Origin of the sequence: Aestuariicoccus sp. MJ-SS9, from assembly GCF_032586235.1 — a bacterium.
GTDB lineage: Bacteria > Pseudomonadota > Alphaproteobacteria > Rhodobacterales > Rhodobacteraceae > Aestuariicoccus.
Genome location: NZ_JAWHTD010000012.1, coordinates 30,757 through 50,050, shown reverse-complemented (window position 1 = coordinate 50,050; position 19,294 = coordinate 30,757). Strand labels below are relative to the sequence as shown.

Annotated in this window: 20 protein-coding genes; 17 read left to right on the top strand and 3 right to left on the bottom strand. The window is 65.6% G+C overall.

The window, feature by feature from the left end:
- Positions 1-6: 6 nt before the first annotated feature.
- Positions 7-534, bottom strand: a complete 528-nt coding sequence (locus RXV88_RS10625; RefSeq protein WP_316292663.1) for a DUF3859 domain-containing protein — start codon at positions 532-534, stop codon at positions 7-9.
- A 194-nt stretch (positions 535-728) separates the two neighbouring features.
- Positions 729-2,327 (bottom strand): phosphoenolpyruvate carboxykinase, encoded by a 1,599-nt coding sequence (locus RXV88_RS10620; RefSeq protein WP_316292662.1) that lies wholly within the window; start codon positions 2,325-2,327, stop codon positions 729-731.
- Positions 2,328-2,666: 339 nt separating this feature from the next.
- Between RXV88_RS10620 and RXV88_RS10615 the strand changes: the two genes are divergently transcribed.
- The 15 genes from RXV88_RS10615 (at position 2,667) to RXV88_RS10545 (ending at position 16,724) form a co-directional block, all read left to right on the top strand.
- A complete protein-coding gene (locus RXV88_RS10615) occupies positions 2,667-3,368 on the top strand; it encodes a response regulator transcription factor (protein WP_316292660.1) in 702 nt (233 codons plus the stop codon).
- Positions 3,369-3,371: 3 nt separating this feature from the next.
- Positions 3,372-5,096 (top strand): sensor histidine kinase, encoded by a 1,725-nt coding sequence (locus tag RXV88_RS10610; protein ID WP_316292658.1) that lies wholly within the window; start codon positions 3,372-3,374, stop codon positions 5,094-5,096.
- Positions 5,097-5,100: 4 nt separating this feature from the next.
- Positions 5,101-5,538 carry an HPr kinase/phosphatase C-terminal domain-containing protein gene (locus RXV88_RS10605; RefSeq protein ID WP_316292656.1) on the top strand — a complete coding sequence of 146 codons (438 nt, stop codon included), beginning with the start codon at positions 5,101-5,103 and terminating at the stop codon, positions 5,536-5,538.
- A complete protein-coding gene (gene rapZ, locus RXV88_RS10600; protein ID WP_316292654.1) occupies positions 5,535-6,461 on the top strand; it encodes an RNase adapter RapZ in 927 nt (308 codons plus the stop codon). The genes RXV88_RS10605 and rapZ overlap by 4 nt, the downstream gene beginning before the upstream one ends.
- Entirely contained in the window at positions 6,458-6,871 is a 414-nt protein-coding gene (locus tag RXV88_RS10595; protein WP_316292652.1) for a PTS fructose transporter subunit IIA, read from the top strand. The genes rapZ and RXV88_RS10595 overlap by 4 nt, the downstream gene beginning before the upstream one ends.
- A gap of 22 nt (positions 6,872-6,893) precedes the next feature.
- Positions 6,894-7,172 carry an HPr family phosphocarrier protein gene (locus RXV88_RS10590; protein ID WP_316292651.1) on the top strand — a complete coding sequence of 93 codons (279 nt, stop codon included), beginning with the start codon at positions 6,894-6,896 and terminating at the stop codon, positions 7,170-7,172.
- Between the two features lie 43 nt (positions 7,173-7,215).
- A complete protein-coding gene (locus RXV88_RS10585; protein WP_316292650.1) occupies positions 7,216-8,097 on the top strand; it encodes a lysophospholipid acyltransferase family protein in 882 nt (293 codons plus the stop codon).
- A 66-nt stretch (positions 8,098-8,163) separates the two neighbouring features.
- Complete coding sequence (locus RXV88_RS10580) at positions 8,164-9,537, top strand: MATE family efflux transporter (RefSeq protein WP_316292649.1); 1,374 nt, start codon at positions 8,164-8,166, stop codon at positions 9,535-9,537.
- Between the two features lie 51 nt (positions 9,538-9,588).
- Positions 9,589-10,497, top strand: coding sequence for a tRNA pseudouridine(55) synthase TruB (truB, locus tag RXV88_RS10575; RefSeq protein ID WP_316292647.1), 909 nt, complete (start codon positions 9,589-9,591; stop codon positions 10,495-10,497).
- Between the two features lie 9 nt (positions 10,498-10,506).
- Entirely contained in the window at positions 10,507-11,037 is a 531-nt protein-coding gene (locus RXV88_RS10570) for a DUF1643 domain-containing protein (RefSeq protein ID WP_316292645.1), read from the top strand.
- Positions 11,038-11,139: 102 nt separating this feature from the next.
- Complete coding sequence (locus tag RXV88_RS10565; protein ID WP_316292644.1) at positions 11,140-12,135, top strand: calcium-binding protein; 996 nt, start codon at positions 11,140-11,142, stop codon at positions 12,133-12,135.
- Between the two features lie 151 nt (positions 12,136-12,286).
- On the top strand, positions 12,287-12,556 hold the full coding sequence (rpsO, locus tag RXV88_RS10560) for a 30S ribosomal protein S15 (RefSeq protein ID WP_316292642.1): 270 nt from the start codon (positions 12,287-12,289) through the stop codon (positions 12,554-12,556).
- Between the two features lie 152 nt (positions 12,557-12,708).
- A complete protein-coding gene (locus tag RXV88_RS10555) occupies positions 12,709-13,881 on the top strand; it encodes a glycoside hydrolase family 25 protein (protein WP_316292640.1) in 1,173 nt (390 codons plus the stop codon).
- Between the two features lie 208 nt (positions 13,882-14,089).
- The gene (gene pnp, locus RXV88_RS10550; RefSeq protein WP_316292639.1) at positions 14,090-16,231 is read left to right on the top strand and encodes a polyribonucleotide nucleotidyltransferase; all 2,142 of its coding nucleotides are present in this window, start codon (positions 14,090-14,092) and stop codon (positions 16,229-16,231) included.
- Positions 16,232-16,352: 121 nt separating this feature from the next.
- Positions 16,353-16,724, top strand: a complete 372-nt coding sequence (locus RXV88_RS10545) for a YigZ family protein (protein ID WP_316292637.1) — start codon at positions 16,353-16,355, stop codon at positions 16,722-16,724.
- 141 nt (positions 16,725-16,865) lie between these two features.
- On the opposite strand, the gene RXV88_RS10540 is transcribed toward RXV88_RS10545, so the two are convergent.
- A complete protein-coding gene (locus RXV88_RS10540) occupies positions 16,866-17,552 on the bottom strand; it encodes a response regulator transcription factor (protein ID WP_316292636.1) in 687 nt (228 codons plus the stop codon).
- A 150-nt stretch (positions 17,553-17,702) separates the two neighbouring features.
- Between RXV88_RS10540 and ribA the strand changes: the two genes are divergently transcribed.
- Positions 17,703-18,791: a GTP cyclohydrolase II gene (ribA, locus tag RXV88_RS10535; protein WP_316292635.1), complete on the top strand. Its 1,089-nt coding sequence runs from the start codon at positions 17,703-17,705 to the stop codon at positions 18,789-18,791.
- Positions 18,788-19,291, top strand: a complete 504-nt coding sequence (locus RXV88_RS10530; RefSeq protein WP_316292633.1) for a L,D-transpeptidase — start codon at positions 18,788-18,790, stop codon at positions 19,289-19,291. Before ribA ends, RXV88_RS10530 begins: the two co-directional genes overlap by 4 nt.
- Positions 19,292-19,294: the final 3 nt, after the last annotated feature.

Sequence of the window (19,294 nt, the reverse complement as noted above, 5' to 3'; positions counted from 1 at the left end):
CGGCGCTCAGCTGAGCGGCAGGCCGCCGCAAGCCCCGGCGATCTCGGGCATCGCACGGGCGGGGACGACCTCGAACGCGGCGGTATAGACCGTGCGGCCCTGATGGGAAACCTCAAAGCGCCAGGTCCCGGTGACCAGTTCCTCGGGCAGGTCGAACGTGTAGGCGTTGATCGACACACCGCCGCCGCCGATGCTGGTCAGATAGCTTTGCCGGGTCACGCCGGTGCCCTTGAACGGCGGATGGGTCAGGGTCACGACCGCACCGTTGAGGATACGGCCATCCAGAATCCGGGTCCGCACGCCGAAGGTGATCCCGTGCACCGCCGGAACCCGCGCCGTCAGCCACATGAATTCGGGCGTCGAGGCGTAAAGGTCGATCTTGCCCGCCGCCGTGTCGGGCGCGTCGCGGGACTCGACCGAGGGCACCTCGCAAAAGGCGCCTTGGGTGACGTCTACACGGGCGGGGTCGAACTCTGCCGGGGCGGCGAGGGCGGCGGCGGGCAAAAGCAGCAGGAAGGCAAAAACGAAACGCATGGCGAAGCATAGCGCGAATCGTTCGCCTTCGCATCCGTCCTCTTGGGGTGGCGCATCACGCGCCACGATATGGAGCTGGTATTTGCGAAATCGCCCCGGCACGTCCCACCCGGCGGTTACACGCCGTCACGCAAAAAAAACGCCCCGGCCGGGTGGCCGGGGCGTAATCGCAGGTCCCTGCGAGAGGCCGAGGGTCAGCCGATGGCGGCGGCCTTCACGTCGTCGTCGATATAGGGCACGTATTGCGCGAAATTGTCGGCGAACATCTGCACCAGCTTTTCCGCCTGCGCATCGTATGCCGCCTTGTCTTCCCAGGTCTTGCGCGGGTCGAGCAGCAGGTTCGGCACGCCGGCCACGTCGACCGGCACCTCGAAGCCGAAATTCGGGTCCTTGCGGAACTCTGCTCCGGCCAGCGAGCCGCTGAGCGCCGCTGTCAGCAGCGCTCGCGTCGCCTTGATCGGCATCCGCTGACCCTCGCCGAAGGCGCCGCCGGTCCAGCCGGTGTTGACCAGCCAGCAGGTCGCGCCGTGCTTGGCGATCTTTTCGCGCAGCAGGTTGCCATAGACCTCGGGGCGGCGCGGCATGAAGGGCGCGCCGAAGCAGGTCGAGAAGGTGGGCTGCGGTTCGGTCACGCCGCGTTCGGTTCCGGCGACCTTGGCGGTGAAACCCGACAGGAAGTGGTACATCGCCTGCGCCGGGGTCAACCGCGCGATGGGCGGCAGCACGCCGAAGGCGTCGCAGGTCAGCATGATGATGTTCTTGGGATGCCCGCCAAGCGCCGTGGCCGAGGCGTTCGAGATATATTCGAGCGGATAGGCGCAGCGCATGTTGGCGGTCAGGCTGTCGTCGTCGAAATCGAGCTCGAACGTGTCCTCGTCATAGACCATGTTCTCGATCACCGTGCCGAACTTGGTCGTGGTGTCGTAGATCTCGGGCTCAGCCTCGCGGCTGAGGTTGATGGTCTTGGCATAGCAGCCGCCTTCGAAGTTGAAGGTGCCGCGGTCGGACCAGCCATGTTCGTCGTCGCCGATCAGGACGCGGTCGGGATCGGCCGACAGGGTTGTCTTGCCGGTGCCCGACAGACCGAAGAAGACCGCGGTGTCCACCGGGTTGCCCTTGGCATGGTTGGCCGAGCAATGCATCGGCATGATGCCCTTTTCGGGCAGCAGATAGTTCAGCAGCGTGAACACCGATTTCTTGTTCTCGCCCGCGTATTCGGTGCCGCCGATCAGGATCAGCTTGCGGTCGAAGTTCATCGCGATCACGGTTTCCGACCGGCAGTTGTGGCGCTCGGGGTCCGCCTGGAAGCTGGGGCAGTTGATGACCGTGAAATCGGCGGTGAACCCATCCAGTTCGTCGCGGTCGGGGCGGCGCAGCATGTGGCGGATGAACAGACCGTGCCAGGCCAGTTCGGTCACCACGCGCACGTCGATGGAATGCGCCGGATCGGCGCCGCCCACGAGGTCCTGCACAAAGTAGTCGCGCCCCTTCATATGGGCGATCATGTCGTCATAGAGTGCATCGAAGCCCTCGGGCGACATTTCGGCGTTGTTGTCCCACCAGATGCTGTCGGCGACGCTGTCGGTCTTGACGACGTGCTTGTCCTTGGGCGACCGGCCCGTGAACTTGCCCGTGGACACCATAAAGCACCCGCCCTTGCCGAGCCGGCCTTCCTCGCGTTTGAGCGCGGCTTCGATCAGCGCGGGCTCCATAAGATTGTAATAGACATTGCCCAGCCCTTCGATCCCCTGATCTTCAAGCCGGAATTGCGGGTTCACCCGTCCAAATGTCATCTGCCAAGCTCCTGTAGCCGCGCCAGCTGCGGCGGTCCGATTTGAGGCGCGCTGCCGCGCCGTTCCGCCGCATCATGCCGCGGATATACGATCATAACATGTCGGTTTGGGGCGTGAACAGGACGCAAACGCACAGTTAGCGCAACCAACGACGGTTTAGCGCAACCATTCAAATGCTCAGGGTTAAAGGTGAGGCAATTTAGCCATTCCTTACGGAAATTGACGTGCAATCACGGGGGAAACGCCTGCTGAATCGCAGTTAGGGATTGTTGTAAAGGCAAAAATCCAGCATAACGGTGAAAAAAACAGGCAAATGAGCAGTCGAAGGAAACCAAATCCATGTCGAAAATCGCCCTTGTGGACGATGACAGGAACATCCTGACATCGGTGTCCATGACTCTTGAGGCCGAAGGCTTCGAAGTTGAAACTTACAATGACGGGCAGGCCGCGCTGGACGCGTTCAACAAGAAAATGCCCGACATGGCCGTCTTTGACATCAAGATGCCGCGCATGGACGGCATGGATTTGCTGCAGCGGGTGCGCCAGAAATCCAAGATGCCGGTGATTTTCCTGACCTCCAAGGACGACGAGATCGACGAGGTTCTGGGCCTGCGGATGGGCGCGGACGATTATGTGAAGAAGCCTTTCAGCCAGCGCCTGCTGGTCGAACGCATCCGCGCGCTGCTGCGCCGGCAAGAGGCGGTCGCGGGCGACATCGTCGGCGACACCGAGGAAACCAAGCTGATGACCCGCGGGTCGCTGACCATGGACCCGCTGCGCCATTCGGTGACCTGGAAGGGCAAGGATGTTTCGCTGACCGTGACCGAATTCCTGCTGTTGCAGGCGCTCGCTCAGCGCCCCGGATTCGTGAAGTCGCGCGATCAGCTGATGGACGTGGCCTATGACGACCAGGTCTATGTCGACGACCGCACGATCGACAGCCACATCAAGCGCCTGCGCAAGAAGATGCGCAGCGTCGATGACGATTTCTCGGCCATCGAGACGCTCTACGGTATCGGATACCGCTACAACGAAGAGTAAGCCATGGCGCTTGCGGAGCGGATTCCAGACAGCGACGATCGCGCCGCCGAGCGGCGCGATTCAGATGTCGTTCTGGGCGACGACTGGGTCGCGCCCGACGGAACGGTTTCGCAGGAATTGCAGGCCAACCGCGCCCGGCGCGGCGTGTTCTCGCTGAACCGCTCGCCGCTGACCCGCAAGATCATCACCTTCAACCTGATCGCGCTCAACATCCTCGTGGCGGGGATCCTTTGGCTGAATTCCTCCCGCGATACGCTGGCGGTTCAGACCCAGGCCGCGCTTTATACCGAGGTCGAGCTGATCGCCGACATCTTCGAGGCGCAGCTGCCGCCCGGCGCGCCGGTCAGCCTCGTTGCGTCGGACGGCATCGACGTGACCGGAACGCTGGCCGGTGTCGACCTGCGCAGCGGCATCGACCTGCTGATCTTCGACGCGGGCAACTTCCTCGTCGGCGAGCGCGAGGGCGTCTTGCGCGGCCTTACGCCGCCCGGTGCCGCAGAGCCGAAGCGCACCGTGATTTCCGATTTCCTCAACAGCCTCTGGCAGGGGGCCTCGCGGCTCTTCGGCCTTTCGGCCCCATTGACCGAGATCGTGCTCGAGGACCGCGTGCGCCGGATGATAGAGGCCGGCGATCCGTCCCGCACGCGCATCGTCGCGGGGCGCGGGCCGGGCGGGGAAACCGTGTTTACGGCGCTGACGCCGATCCGGCAGGGCGGCACCATCCTTGGCACCGTCGCCATCGTCGCCACCGCGGCCGAGATCGACGCGGCTGTGCGGGCCGAACGGGAACGCGTGCTGCAGATGTTCGTGATCGCCACACTGGTGTCGATCGGGCTCAGCCTGGTGCTGGCCTCGACCATCTCGAACCCGATCTCGGACCTGGCGGATGCCGCCGAACTGGGACGCGACCGCAACAGCCGGTCGGTCGCCCCGGGGCGCATCCGCATTCCCGACCTGACCGCGCGCCCGGACGAGATCGGCCGCCTGTCGGGGGCGTTGCGCGGCATGGTCGGCGCGCTCTACGACCGGATCGAATCGAACGAACAATTCGCCGCCGACGTGGCGCATGAGATCAAGAACCCGCTGGCGTCGCTGCGCTCGGCCATCGGGTCGCTGCGGATCGTCAAGAAAGAGGATCACCGCGAAAAGCTGCTCAATGTCATCGAACATGACGTGCGCCGGCTCGACCGTCTGGTCAGCGACATCTCGAACGCCTCGCGGCTCGATTCCGAGCTGGTCAAGGAAGAGGAACAGCAGTTCGACCTGCTGGACATGCTGAACAACCTCTCGCAATACCTGGGTGAAGATGCCCGCAAGAAGGGGATCGAGTTCATCGTCGACCTGCCCAACCGCCCGATCCCCATCCACGGGCTGGAACCGCGGCTGGCGCAGGTCTTTGTCAACCTCATCACCAACGCCATTAGCTTTTGCGAGGATGGCGACGCCATCCGCATCTGGGCGCGCCGGCGCGACAACCGCGTGCTTGTGGTGGTCGAGGACACCGGCCCCGGCATCCCCGACGAGGCGTTGCAGAAGATCTTCAAGCGGTTCTACTCGCAGCGCCCCGAAAACGATTTCGGCAACAATTCCGGTCTGGGGCTGGCGATCTCGAAACAGATCGTCGAGGCGCATGGCGGCGTGATCTGGGCCGAGAACATCCGCCCGACCGAGGCCGACGTGACCTCCGAACCGCTCGGCGCGCGCTTCGTGGTCGGCCTGCCGATCTGAGCGGATGCGCGGCCGGGACACGACGGTCCTGCACGCCAGCTGCGTGGCGCTGAGCGGGCGGGCGCTCCTGATCCTCGGCAAGGCCGGATCCGGCAAATCGACCCTCGCGCTGGAACTGATGGCGCGCGGGGCCGCGTTGGTGGCCGACGACCGGGTGGTGCTGCGCCGAACGCCCGACGGCATCGCCGCCGCAGCCCCGGAGCCGATCCGGGGCCTCGTCGAGGCGCGCGGCATCGGGCTTTTGCATGCCGAAGCGGTGGACGGCGCGATCCTGACCGCCGTTGTCGATCTGGACCAGACCGAAATTCAGAGGTTGCCGCCGCAGCGCAGCATGGCGATACTGGGCCAATCGCTGCCGCTTCTTCACAAGGTCGACAGTCCCGGTTTTCCCGCCGCCCTGGTGCAATATCTCAGGGTGGGAAGAAAGGATGCTGAACAATGACGCCGTCACCGCCGGGATCGCACAGGGTCGTGCTGGTCACCGGCCCGTCCGGGGCCGGGCGGGCCACGGCGATCAACGCGCTCGAGGATCTGGGCTATGAGGCGATCGACAACATGCCGCTCAGCCTGATCCCCCGCCTGATGGAGGGTCCGGCACTGGCGCGGCCCGTGGCGCTGGGCATCGACGTGCGCAACCGCGAGTTTTCCGCAGGCGGCCTGCTTGATCTGCACGCCCAGATGAATGCGAACATAGACCGCTCGTCCTCGCTGCTTTATCTCGACTGCGCCCCCGAGGTGCTGGCCCGGCGCTATTCCGAAACCCGCCGCCGCCACCCGCTCGCCCCCGACGAAACGCCCACGGAAGGCATTGCGCGCGAGATTGCCCTGCTCGAAGGCGTCCGCATCGGCGCCGACATTCTGATCGACACCACCGAACTGACACCGCACGACCTGCGCAGCGAAATGCAGGGCTGGTTTGGCATGGAGACCGGCCAGCGCATGGCGATCTCGCTGCACTCGTTCTCCTACAAGCGCGGCCTGCCGCAGGGGCTCGACATGGCGCTCGACTGCCGCTTCCTGCGCAACCCGCATTGGGTGCCAGAGCTGCGCGGCATGACCGGGCTGGACGCGGCCGTCGCCGAGTATGTCTCGGACGACGACCGATTTTCGGGATTCATCCAAAAGGCGATTGAATTGACGCTTTTTCTTCTTCCGGCATATGTGGCCGAGGGCAAGGCGCATTTTTCTCTGGGCTTCGGGTGTACCGGCGGGCAACACAGGTCGGTATTCGTGACGGAAAAGGTGGCAAGCGGCCTTGCGGCGGAAGGCTGGCAGGTGTCAATTAAGCATCGCGAGCTGGAGCGCAGGCGATTGCCCCTCACGCCCGGCGCAAGGACACCAACAGACGGAAAGGCACCGGGTTGATCGGCATCGTGATCGTGGCACATGGCGGGCTGGCGCGCGAATACCTCGCGGCGGTCGAGCATGTGGTCGGTCACCAGAAAGGCATCCAGGCGATCTCGATCGAGGCCGACCACGACCGCGCCGCCAAGCAGGCCGAGATTTGCGCAGCGGCGGATCAGGTCGACACCGGCGACGGCGTGGTTCTGGTGACCGACATGTTCGGCGGCTCGCCCTCCAACCTTAGCCTGCGGGCCTGCCAGCCCGAGGACCGCCGCATCCTTTATGGCGCCAACCTGCCGATGCTGATCAAACTGGCCAAGAGCCGCGACAAATCGGTGGCGGTCGCGGTGCGCGATGCGCTAGAGGCCGGACGGAAATATATCGATTCTCAGAACGTGCGCGCCAAGGACGGCGCCGGTTCCGCAGACTGAATGATGAAAGCGCCCCCCTCTCATGAGTGACACAGTCCACCGCAGCCTCAAGATCGTGAACGAGAAAGGCCTGCACGCGCGGGCCTCGGCCAAGCTGGTCGAGGTCGTCGAAGGCTTCGACGCGCAGGCCGAGGTCTTGAAGGACGGGCTGACGGCCAGCGGCGACAGCATCATGGGCCTTTTGATGTTGGCAGCCTCGAAAGGAACCACTATTGAGGTTCAGACCTCGGGGCCGGACGCGCTGGCCCTGGCGGATGCGATCGAGGCGTTGGTTGCCGATCGCTTTGGCGAAGAGACCTGAGGGATGCCGCCCCTCGTGTGAAGGAGTTGGACCCATAGGCATTATGATAGATATCTATCAAGCCTCTGCCGTGAAGACTGGGCCCAAGACCGACGCTGTCCCCTATGACAAGCGCAAGCTGAGCTACGCCAACACCTTCACGAACCCGTGGAAGGCCAACACCATCCGCACGATGGAGTGGTTGACGGGCAAAATCCCGCTTCTTCGCATGGTGCGCCGGTTTGAGCGGATGGGCCCGGCGACCGGTCAGGCGTTCTGGCGTCAGGCCCTTGATATCATGGGGATCGAGCTGCGCACCCCGCCCGAGCAGATCGCGCGCATCCCCAAGACCGGGCCGGTGATCGTGGTGGCCAATCACCCGCACGGGCTGGTCGACGGCATGATCCTGGCCGAACTGATCGGCCGTGTGCGTACAGATTACAGGATCCTCACCCGCTCGCTGCTGACCGGGGTCGACGAGATCGAGGAATTCATGATCCCGGTGCCCTTCCCGCATGAGGAAGACGCGCGTGAACAAAGCCTTCAGATGCGCGCCCGAGCGATGGAGCATCTCAAGGCCGAGGGCGTGATCGTGCTCTTTCCGTCCGGTGTCGTGGCCTCGTCCGAGACGATGTTCGGCCCGGCGATCGAGGCGGGCTGGAACCCGTTCACCGCCAAGATGATCCAGCGCTCTGGCGCGACCGTGGTGCCGATCTACTTCCCCGGCCAGAACTCGCGTTGGTACCAGATGGCCAACCAGGTGTCGCCGACGCTGCGCCAGGGGCTCTTGATCCACGAGGTGGTGCACGCCTGCCGCAAGCCGCAGGCGCCGGTGGTCGGTCGGCCGATCCTGCCCGACGAGGTGCGCAAGTGGCACGGCACCCAGCGCGAATTCGTCGGCTGGCTGCGCGACACCACGCTGGCGCTGGCCAAGGACCCGGGCTAAGCCCTACCGGAACGTTTGACGGCCCGATGCGTTGGAAAGCGTCCAATGCAACGAGGCAGGCAACGCATGAGCGCCACCAGAGATCTGAACGAAGGCCCCGTCGGGCGCGCCCTGTGGCGCGTCTCGGCCCCCATGACAATCGGTATCCTCGGGGTGCTGAGCGTGGGGCTTGCCGATGCCTATTTCCTGGCGCGCGCGGGCGAGACCGCGCTGAGCGCCATCGGTTTCATCTATCCGGTGATCGTCGCCGTCACCTCGCTGTCGATCGGGCTGGGGGCGGGGACGTCAGCCGTGGTCAGCCAGGCGCTTGGCCGCTCGGGCGGCGATGACGGCCGGTCGGCCCGGCTTGCGCTGCATTCCTTGCTCTATGCGTCCGTTCTGGCGTCGCTGGCCGCGGCGCTGGTCTTTCTGCTCGCCCCGGTACTCTTCGCCGCGATGGGTGCGCGCAGCGCGGTGCTGGAGGGCGTTCTGGCCTACATGCCGTGGTGGTGCCTCAGCTTTCCGTTCATGGCCGGGGGCATGGCGCTCAACGCCGTTTACCGGGCGGGCGGCGAAAGCCGGATCGCGGCGGCGGTGATGCTATCGCAATCGCTGATGAATATCGCGCTTAACCCGCTCTTCATCTTTGGGTTCGGCCCGGTTCCTGGGCTGGGGATCGAAGGCGCGGGCGTGGCCACATTCGCGGCGCGGGTTCTGGCCTTTGCGGGGCTGGCGGTCTTTGCGGTGCGGTCCGGGAGGCTCTGCCTGAACATGCGCGCGCTCGACGGGATCGGCGACACCTTCCGGCGTGTAACGCGCATCGGCGGCCCCGCCGCGCTGTCCAACGCGATCAACCCGGCGGGCATGGCGCTGGTGACCGGGGCGGTGGCCACGCTGGGCGACGCCGCGGTGGCGGGGTTCGGCGCGGCGACGCGGGTGCAATCGCTGCTCTTCGTCCCGATGTTGGCGCTTTCGGCCGGCATCGGCCCGGTGGTGGGGCAGGCCTGGGGCGCGGAGAACCGGGCGCGCGCCCAGGCGGCAACGGCTTTGACCTTCGGGATATGCGTCGGATACGGCGCCGCTCTGAGCGCAGTTCTTTGGATTTTTGCCGACCCGCTGGCGCGGCTCATGACCGACGGCTCGGATGCGTCGGGCTTTGCCGCGCAATATCTGCGGATCGTCAGCCTGGGGTTCTTTGGCTACGGCATTCTGGTGACCGCCAACGCAGCGATGAACGCGCGGGACCGGGCGCTTTGGTCGATGGGCCTCTCGGCGGCACGGATCGCGCTGGTCTATGTGCCGCTGGCATGGGCCGGGGTCTGGGCCTTCGGCTTTGCGGGCATCCTGGCGGCGGCGCTGCTGGCGAACCTGCTGGCGGCCTGGGGCGCGCTGATCGCAGCGCGCGCGGTCGGGTTGCTGTCGACAAGCGCGCCGCCGGTCGCGCGGCTTACGGTCAATTGACACCACCCGCCCGCGTTGCTACCCCGCCGCCCTCTGACGTAAGGGTGGAATATGGGACGCGCGCGCAAGGGACGGGACATTTCGGGCTGGCTGGTGGTGGACAAGCCCGCCGGCATGACCTCGACCGCTGTGGTCAACAAGGTGCGCTGGGCGTTCTCGGCCAAGAAGGCCGGGCACGCGGGCACGCTCGACCCCGAGGCGACCGGCGTGCTGGCCATCGCGCTGGGCGAGGCGACCAAGACGGTGCCTTACGTGACCGATGCGCTGAAGGCTTATCGCTTTCTGGTGCGGCTGGGGCAGGCGACCAACACCGATGACGCCGAGGGCGAGGTGATCGCCGAAAGCGACGCCCGCCCGACCGATGACGAGATCAAGGAGGCGCTGCACCAGTTCGTCGGCGACATCGAACAGGTCCCGCCGCAGTTTTCCGCCGTCAAGATCGACGGCGAGCGCGCCTACAAGCGCGCTCGCGACGGCGAAGAGATGGAGCTGGCGGCGCGTCCGCTGTGGGTCGAGGAACTGGTCATGACCGGCCGCCCCGATCCCGACCACGTCGAGCTGGAAATGACCTGCGGCAAGGGCGGCTATGTCCGGTCCATCGCGCGCGACTTGGGCAAGGCTTTGGGCTGTTACGGCCATGTCGTGCGCCTGCGCCGGGTCTGGTCGGGGCCCTTCGACGCCGAGGACGGCCTGACGCTCGACCAGATCGAAGCGATGGCCAGGACGCCCGATCTGGACACCTATCTGCGCCCGGTCGAGGAGGGGCTGGCGGATCTGCCGCAGCTTTCCTGCACGCCCGAGGCCGCGGCCAGGCTGCGCCACGGCAATCCGGGGCTGGTGATCGGGTCCGACGTCGAATACGGCGAAGAGGCCTGGGCCGCGCTCGACGGCCATGCCGTCGCAGTCGGCGTGTTCAAGGCTGGCGCGCTGCATCCCACCCGCGTCTTCAACCATGGCTGAGACTGGGCGGTGATCGAGCGGCGGCACCGGTCCGACGACAGCGCGTCGCTGGCGCTCTATTCCGAGTGCGAGGCTTATCGCTATGGGCTGGAGCGCGTCTGGGACAGCGGCCACGGGGCGCTCGCCTTTGTCATGCTCAACCCCTCGACCGCGACGGAATTGCGCAACGACCCGACCATCGAACGCTGCGAACGGCGGGCGCGGGCGATGGGCTATGGCGGCTTGCGGATCGTCAACCTCTTCGCGTTCCGCGCGACGCAGCCCGCCGATCTGCGCCGCGCCGCCGATCCGGTCGGGGCCGAAAACGATGCGATCCTGGTGGAATGGTGCGGGGGCGCGCGCGACGTGATCGCCGCATGGGGCGTGCATGGCGCACTCTTGGGCCGCGCGGCCGAGGTCGCGCCTCTGTTGCCGCCGCAGACCCTGCATCTGGGGCTGACCAAGGCCGGGCATCCGCGCCATCCTTTGTACGTCAGCTATGCCCGTCAGCCCGCGCCGAGGCCGCTGGCCGCGCGCTATGCCACGCCGGGCGAGCGCTGAGGCGCGGGTCAAAGTATCGTTAACCCAAAGCTTCGAAACGCGTTGATCGGGGTCCTGGCATGACGGATAGTACGCGCTGGTGATGGTGTGAAGGACACGGCGATGCTGTGGCTTGCAGGTTTGATGGGTATGATGCTGGTGGGGTCGGTCGCGTTCGTCGGCACGGGCTCTTCGGATGACGAAGACGATCCGGATGAAACCCCCGACGAGTCGCTGGATGCGACCGTGGATGCGGGCTCGGACCAGACCATTCTGGACCTTGCGGCTGTCGATCAGGGCGCGGCGGCCAGCGCCAACCAGATCGCACAGGGGTCCGGTGACGGCGACGAACTGACCGGCGGCGCGCAGACCGATCTGATGTCCGGAGAGGAGGGCGACGATCTGCTCTCGGGTCTTGGCGGCGACGATGAGATGCTGGGCGGGGACGGCGCCGATACCCTGTCGGGCGGCGCGGATAACGACACCCTGCACGGCGAGGGCGGCGCCGATCTGATGCTGGGCGGCGACGGTGACGACGCGCTGTTCGGTCATGGCGGCGACGATGACATGCAGGGCGGGTCGGGCGCCGACAGCCTTGAGGGCGGGCTGGGCGACGACATCCTGCGCGGCGGCGATGGCGACGACGGTCTGAACGGCCGCGAAGGCAACGACACGCTGATGGGCGGGGCCGGGCAGGACGCGCTCTTTGGCGGCGATGGGGACGATCTGCTGCTGGGCACGTTCGGCACCGGCGGGCCGGGCGATTTCTTGAACGGCGGAAACGGCGCCGATCATCTGGTAGCGGGGAACGGCGACACTGTCTCGGGTGGGGACGATGCAGACATCTTTCAGTTGACCGAAGGCCAGATCGACACCGCCGCCGACCTGCGCGATTTCGACCATGCCGAGGATCGCCTGCTGGTCGTCTTCGACGACAGCGGCGCCGACGCGGACACCGAACTGGAACTTGAGATGCGCCTCTCGGAGACCGACCCCGAGATCACCGAAGTTCTGGTGAACGGTGACGTGCTGGCACTCTTGCCTACCGCCGGTGCGCCCGCCGCGGATCAGATTGTTCTGGTTGGCGAAAGCGCGGCCGGGGTGCTGCCGGTCGGCTAGGGCGTTCCGAACCCCGGGACCGCCCCTTTACATCCTCATCGCGATGCCCTAAACGCGCGCATCCGCTCGTGACGGGCGGAGCTCTCCATGGGCCTTGCTGGACGACATCCCGGCTTGCGCCATCCCTCAAACCTTAGCAAAGGAGACCCCGATGTCGATCACTGCCGAAGAAAAAACGCGCCTGATGAAAGAATTCGCGACCAAGGACGGCGACACCGGTTCGCCCGAGGTTCAGGTCGCCATCCTCACCAGCCGCATCAGCACCCTGACCGAGCATTTCAAGACCCACAAGAAGGACAACCACTCGCGCCGTGGCCTTCTGAAACTGGTCGCACAGCGCCGCAAGCTGCTGGACTACACCAAGTCCAAGGACGAAGCGCGCTATCAGGACCTGATCAAGCGTCTGGGCATCCGCCGCTAAGCGCCAGGCTGCCAACATATTCCAACGACGCTGACGCCCGCCGGTTTCCGAGCGGGCGTTTTGCGTGGCGCGCGCGGCATATCGACCGCGCTTGACCTATAGGGAGAGCGCGGGGGACGTGCTACACTTTCCGGTGTTTCCAGGAGGTGTTCATGCCGCAGAATTTCAAGGCCGCGTCCGGGCAGTCCGGGCAGTCCGGGCAGGATGCCAAGACCCGGCCAAACACGTTGTCGCGCGGCCAGCGCCGTACCGCCACGGGCGCCGCCAGCCCGGTGACCGGGTTGACCCGCGATTTCACCTTTCCCGACGATCTTGCGCCGACGCACCGGTTCGGTGTGGACGTCTCGCACCACCAGGGCACGATCGACTGGCCCGCGCTGGCGCGCAGCGGGCCGCGTTTTTGTTATGTCAAGGCGACCGAGGGGCAGAGCTATCGCGATCCGCGTTTCGTGGCCAACATCAAGGCCGCCGCCGCGCAGGGTCTGGCGGTGGGGTCGTATCATTTCCTCAATGCCAACGTGCCGGCCGACGCCCAGGCCGAGGCCTATCTGAAGGCCCGCGACGATGCCGGGGTTGCGCAGGCGCTGGCCCCCTGTCTGGACCTGGAATGGGATTACCTGAACGGCACCGACCGCTGGGCGGACAAGAGCGCGGCCACCGTCGCCGACGCGGCCAAGGTCTGGCTGGACCGGGTCGCGAAAGAGACCGGGCAGGTGCCGATCATCTACACAAACCTGGACTGGTGGACCGAAAGGCTGGGCAGCGCCGGGGCGCAGTTGCAGGGACATCCGATCTGGATGTCGCGCTATGGCGGCTATGCCACCGGCACGCCCAATTTGATGGACGGGTTCACCTGGCGGTATTGGCAGTTCACCGACCGCGCGACGGTGCCGGGCATCACGGGCGCGGTCGATGCCAACGTCGCCAATGCCGACAGCGACACGGTGACCAACGCGGCGGCCCCCACGCCCGCCGCCGGCCCGGCCTGCACCGTGACCGAGGCATTCCCGGAGGTTTCGGCCCCCGATGCCGACACGCTGAAGAAAATCTACGATCTGGCGCGTGCGCTCTTCGGCTCTCTGGACGACAGCGGCGTCGCGATGGTGCGGGTGCTGGTCAACACCTCCGATCCGCGCCGTCTGGCGCGCATCGCCGCCGGCGATGCACCGCGCGATCTGTCAGCGTCGGAGAAGACGGCGTTCTTCGATCTGGGCCGGTCCGATCTGGGCGGCGGCAAGCTGACGCAGCAACAGGTGGATTACCTCAATATCCTGCTGGCGGGGGCCGATCCCGACCAGGTGCGGGCTTGTTTGCTGGACCGCTGAGCCGCCCGTCCGGCCGCGCCTTTCGGCCCTGACACGGACGCGCGCTTTGCGGTTTCAAATGCCTGCGATTTGCTGTAAGGCCACGTCATCTGAGACGTGACGCTTTGACCCCGGCGCATGGAACGATGAAGGGGTCGGCGGCAATGGGGCCGCCAATCAATCGCGGGACCCGGCAGGGGCTGGGAGTGCCCGTCTACAGGATACGATGATGTTCAACATTACGACGAAAAGCATGCAGTGGGGCGAGGAAACGCTCACACTGGAAACGGGCAAGGTTGCCCGCCAGGCGGATGGCTCTGTCATCGCCACCCTCGGCGAAACCTCGGTCATGGCCAACGTGACCTTCGCCAAGGAACCCAAGCCCGGTCAGGATTTCTTTCCGCTGACCGTGCATTACCAGGAAAAATACTATGCCGCGGGCAAGGTGCCTGGCGGCTTCTTCAAGCGCGAGGCGCGGCCGACCGAAAAGGAAACGCTGACCGCGCGCCTGATCGACCGTCCGATTCGTCCGCTGTTCGTGCCGGGCTTCAAGCACGAAGTGCTGGTCATGTGCACCGTGCTCAGCCACGATCTGGTCAACGATCCCGACATCGTGGCGATGATCGCCGCGTCGGCGGCGCTGACCATCTCGGGCGCGCCCTTCATGGGGCCGATCGCGGGCTGCCGCGTGGGCTTTGAGGATGGCGAATACATCCTCAACCCCGAGGTCGAGGATATGCAGAACCTCAAGAACAACCCCGATCAGCGCCTCGATCTGGTGGTTGCCGGCACCAAGGACGCCGTGATGATGGTCGAATCCGAGGCCTATGAACTGACCGAGGAAGAGATGCTGGGCGCCGTGACCTTCGCGCACGAGCAGATACAGCCGGTTGTCGACCTGATCATCAGCCTGGCCGAAGAGGCGGCGAAAGAGCCGTTCGACTTCCAGCCGCCGGATTATTCCGAGCTTTACGAGGCGGTGAAGGCCGCGGGCGAGGACAAGATCCGCGCAGCCTATGCCATCACCGACAAGCAGCAGCGCACCACCGCCGTGGCCGAAGCCAAGGCCGCCATCAAGGGCGCGCTGAGCGAAGAGCAGCTCGAGGATCCGAACCTCGGTTCGGCGATGAAAAAGCTCGAAGCGGCGGTTCTGCGCGGCGACGTAGTGAAGACCGGCAAGCGGATCGACGGCCGCGCGCTGGACACCGTGCGCCCGATCGTCTGCGAAACCGGCTTCCTGCCGCGGACGCATGGCTCGGCGCTCTTTACCCGGGGTGAAACCCAGGGTCTGGTGGTGACCACGCTGGGCACCGGCGACGACGAGCAGATCATCGATGCGCTGCACGGGAACTTCCGTTCGAACTTCCTGCTGCACTACAACTTCCCGCCCTATTCGGTCGGTGAAGCGGGTCGCGTGGGCCCTCCGGGCCGCCGCGAGATCGGTCACGGCAAGCTGGCGTGGCGCGCGTTGCAGGCGGTTCTGCCGGCGGCGACGGATTTCCCCTACACCATCCGCGTCGTGTCCGAGATCACCGAATCCAACGGCTCGAGCTCGATGGCGTCGGTCTGCGGCGGGTCGCTGTCGATGATGGATGCGGGCGTTCCGCTGAAATCGGCCGTGGCCGGTGTGGCCATGGGTCTGATCCTCGAGGATGACGGATCCTACGCCATCCTGACCGACATCCTGGGCGACGAGGATCACCTCGGCGACATGGACTTCAAGGTCGCGGGCACGGAAAATGGCATCACCTCGCTGCAGATGGACATCAAGGTCGCCGGCATCACGCCCGATATCATGTCCAAGGCGCTGGCACAGGCCAAGGAAGGCCGGATGCACATCCTGGGCGAGATGAACAAGGCGCTCGACGGCGCTGGCGATTTCTCGGTCCACGCGCCGCGCATCGAAACGATGCAGGTGCCCACCGACAAGATCCGCGAAGTGATCGGGTCGGGCGGCAAAGTCATCCGCGAGATCGTCGAAGTGTCGGGCGCCAAGGTCGACATCAACGACGAGGGCATCATCAAGATCGCCTCGCCGAACGCCGACTCGATCAAGAAGGCACATGACATGATCTATTCGATCGTGGCCGAGCCCGAGGAAGGCAAGATCTACGACGGCACGGTCGTCAAGATCGTCGACTTCGGCGCCTTCGTGAACTTCTTCGGCAAGCGCGACGGTCTGGTGCACGTGTCCCAGATCGAGAACCGCCGCCTGAACCATCCTTCGGACGTTCTGAAGGAAGGCCAGGACGTGAAGGTCAAGCTGCTTGGCTTTGACGATCGCGGCAAGGTGCGCCTGTCGATGAAGGTCGTCGATCAGGAAACCGGCGAGGAAATCGCGCCGGAGAAGAAGAAAGAGAGCGCAGACTAAGCTCTGCCTTCTGGATTAGGGAAAGGCCCGCGCCTGGCGCGGGCCTTTTTCGTGTCGGGGCCGGGAAACGGGCGCGCATCGGCTCTTGGGTTCGGACCGGGGCCGACATAAGGTCGGGCCCATGCGCATCCTTGAAAACATCATCAGCGACCGGGGATCGCGCTATGCGGTGTCCGGCGGGCCATGCCGGTCCGAGGACGACGCCAAGGCCTTTCTCAAAGAGCTCAAGCGGCGTAAGAAATTTGCCAAGGCGACGCATAACACCTGGGCCTGCCTGCTGGGCGACACGCCGCTGAAAAACGACGACGGCGAGTCGGGCGCGGGCATGGTGATCCTGCGGATGCTCGAGCGTGAAGGCCTGAGCGATCACATCGTCGTGGTCACCCGTTGGTACGGCGGCAAGCATCTGGGCGGCGACCGCTTTCGCCATGTGCAGGAGGCAGTGCGCCTTTATATAGACGCGCTCAGGCAAGCGGATCCGGCCCCCGGATGAAAAAAGACCCGGGCAAAGCCCGGGCCAGGTCCAACAGGGAGGTGCATGCGATTACCCGCACATGCAACGGGAACTCTTACCTTCATTTCTAAGGCGATAGCCCCTTTTGACTTTGATCTGCGTCAAAAGGGAAGCGCGACCTTAGGACACCAGCCGATAGCCTCCGGATTCCGTCACCAGCAGGCGGGCGTTCGACGGATCGGGCTCGATCTTTTGGCGCAGGCGGTAGATATGCGTCTCTAGCGTGTGAGTGGTGACGCCCGCGTTGTAGCCCCAGACCTCGTGCAGCAGCGTGTCGCGCGGCACCACACCCTCGGTTGAACGGTAGAGGAACTTGAGGATGTTGGTCTCTTTCTCGGTCAGTCGGATCTTGCGGTCGTCTTCGGTGACGAGTGTCTTCATCGCCGGTTTGAACGTGTAGGGCCCAAGCGCAAAGACCGCGTCCTCGGATTGTTCGTGCTGACGCAGCTGGGCGCGGATGCGGGCCAGCAGGACCGAGAACTTGAACGGCTTGGTCACGTAATCGTTGGCCCCGGCATCCAGCCCCAGGATCGTGTCGGCGTCGCTGTCATGCCCGGTCAGCATGATGATCGGGGATTTGACGCCCTGCTTGCGCATCAGCCGGCAAAGCTCGCGTCCGTCGGTGTCTGGCAGGCCGACGTCGAGAATGACCAGGTCATAAATCTGTTCCTTGATCCGCGACATCGCCCCGGCGCCGTTTTCGGCCTCGAAGACCTCGAAATCCTCGGTCATGATCAGCTGCTCGGCGAGCGCCTCGCGCAGATCGTCGTCGTCATCGACCAGCAGAATGTTCTTGAGCTGCGCCATCGGGGCCTCCTATTTCTTTGACGTGAAGATGTGCGTGGCGTTGCGTGGCGGCAAGATTTGCTGCAAAGCTCTCACGCCCTCGTGTTTCCGGCGGGGCTTTGTTACAGAAATCCGGCGGTTTGTTTCACCCCCCGTACGCCCGAGGCCCGAATGACCCTGTCGCCCGACCTGTCTGAAACGCTCGCGCGCGCCCGCGCCGATCTGCGGATGGGCGTGCCGGTGGTACTGTGCGGGTCCGAGGCGGTTCTGGTGGCGCCCGCAGAAACCCTGAGCGCCGCGCGGCTGGCCGAGCTGCGAGAGCTGGGCGCGGCGCTGGATCTGGCGATCACGGGGCGGCGCGCCGAGACGCTGAAGGCGCGCGCCTATGATGGCGATGTGGCGCGGGTGGCGGTGCCGTCAGGGGCCGATCTGGGCTGGCTGCGGTCCATGGCCGATCCGGCGGGCGATCTTTCCTCGCCGATGAAAGGCCCGTTCGAGACCCGGCGCGGCGGTGACGCCGCGCTGCACCGCCTGGCGATCACGCTGGTGAAATCCGCGCGTTTGCTGCCCGCGGCGCTGGTTCTGTCCTTGGACGACGGCCCGGGCTTTGCCGAGGCGCATCACCTGACCTGCATCGACGCGGCGGCGGCAGGGCCGCATCTGCTGACCCTGGCCAAGCTCGACCACGTGGTCGCCGCGCGGGTGCCGCTGCGCGCCGCCGAAAGCGCGCGGCTGCATATCTTCCGTCCCGAGGACGGGTCGGACGAGCATTACGCCATCGAGATCGGTCGCCCCGACCGCGACAAGCCGGTTCTGGCGCGGTTGCATTCGGCCTGTTTCACGGGCGACCTGCTGGGGTCGCTGAAATGCGACTGCGGCCCGCAGCTCAATGCCGCGCTGGCGCAGATGGGGCAGGAGGGGGCGGGCGTGCTGCTCTACCTCAACCAGGAGGGGCGGGGGATCGGTTTGGCCAACAAAATGCGCGCCTATTCCTTGCAGGATCAGGGCTTTGACACGGTCGAGGCCAACCACCGGCTGGGGTTCGAGGATGACGAGCGCGATTTCCGGCTGGGCGCGCAGATCCTGCGGCAGATGGGGTTCCGGTCGGTCAGGCTCTTGACGAACAACCCCGCCAAGATCGCGATGATGGAGGCCTCGGGCGTTCAGGTGACCGAACGGGTGCCGCTGCGCGTGGGCGAGACGCCGCAGAACGAGGCCTATCTGGCCACCAAGGCGGCCAAGTCGGGGCATCTGCTGTGAGCGTCGACGATCTGGTGCTGACCCGGCGGGGCCTGCGCTTTGCCGGGCGGTACTGGCCTTGCACCATCGGGCGCGGCAGGGTCGAAGCCGACAAGCGCGAGGGCGACGGCGCGACGCCCGCGGGTGTGCACCGCATCGTTGGCATGCTTTACCGCCCCGACCGCATCGCCCGGCCCGCCGATTGGGCGTTGCCGATCTGGCCCGGCGATCTGTGGTCCGATGACCCGGCGCACGAGGATTACAACCTGATGGTCCGCGCGCCTTATCCGCACAGCCACGAAAAGCTGCGCCGCGCCGATCCGCTTTACGACCTCGTCATCCTGACGGACTGGAACTGGCCTTATGCGATGCGTGGCCGGGGATCGGCGATCTTTCTGCACCGCTGGCGGCGGGCGGGGTACCCGACCGAAGGCTGCATCGCCTTTCGGCCCGACCATCTGCGCCGGATCGCCGCGCGCATCACCTATGCCTCGCGCCTGATCGTGCCGCCGCTGGACTGAGGC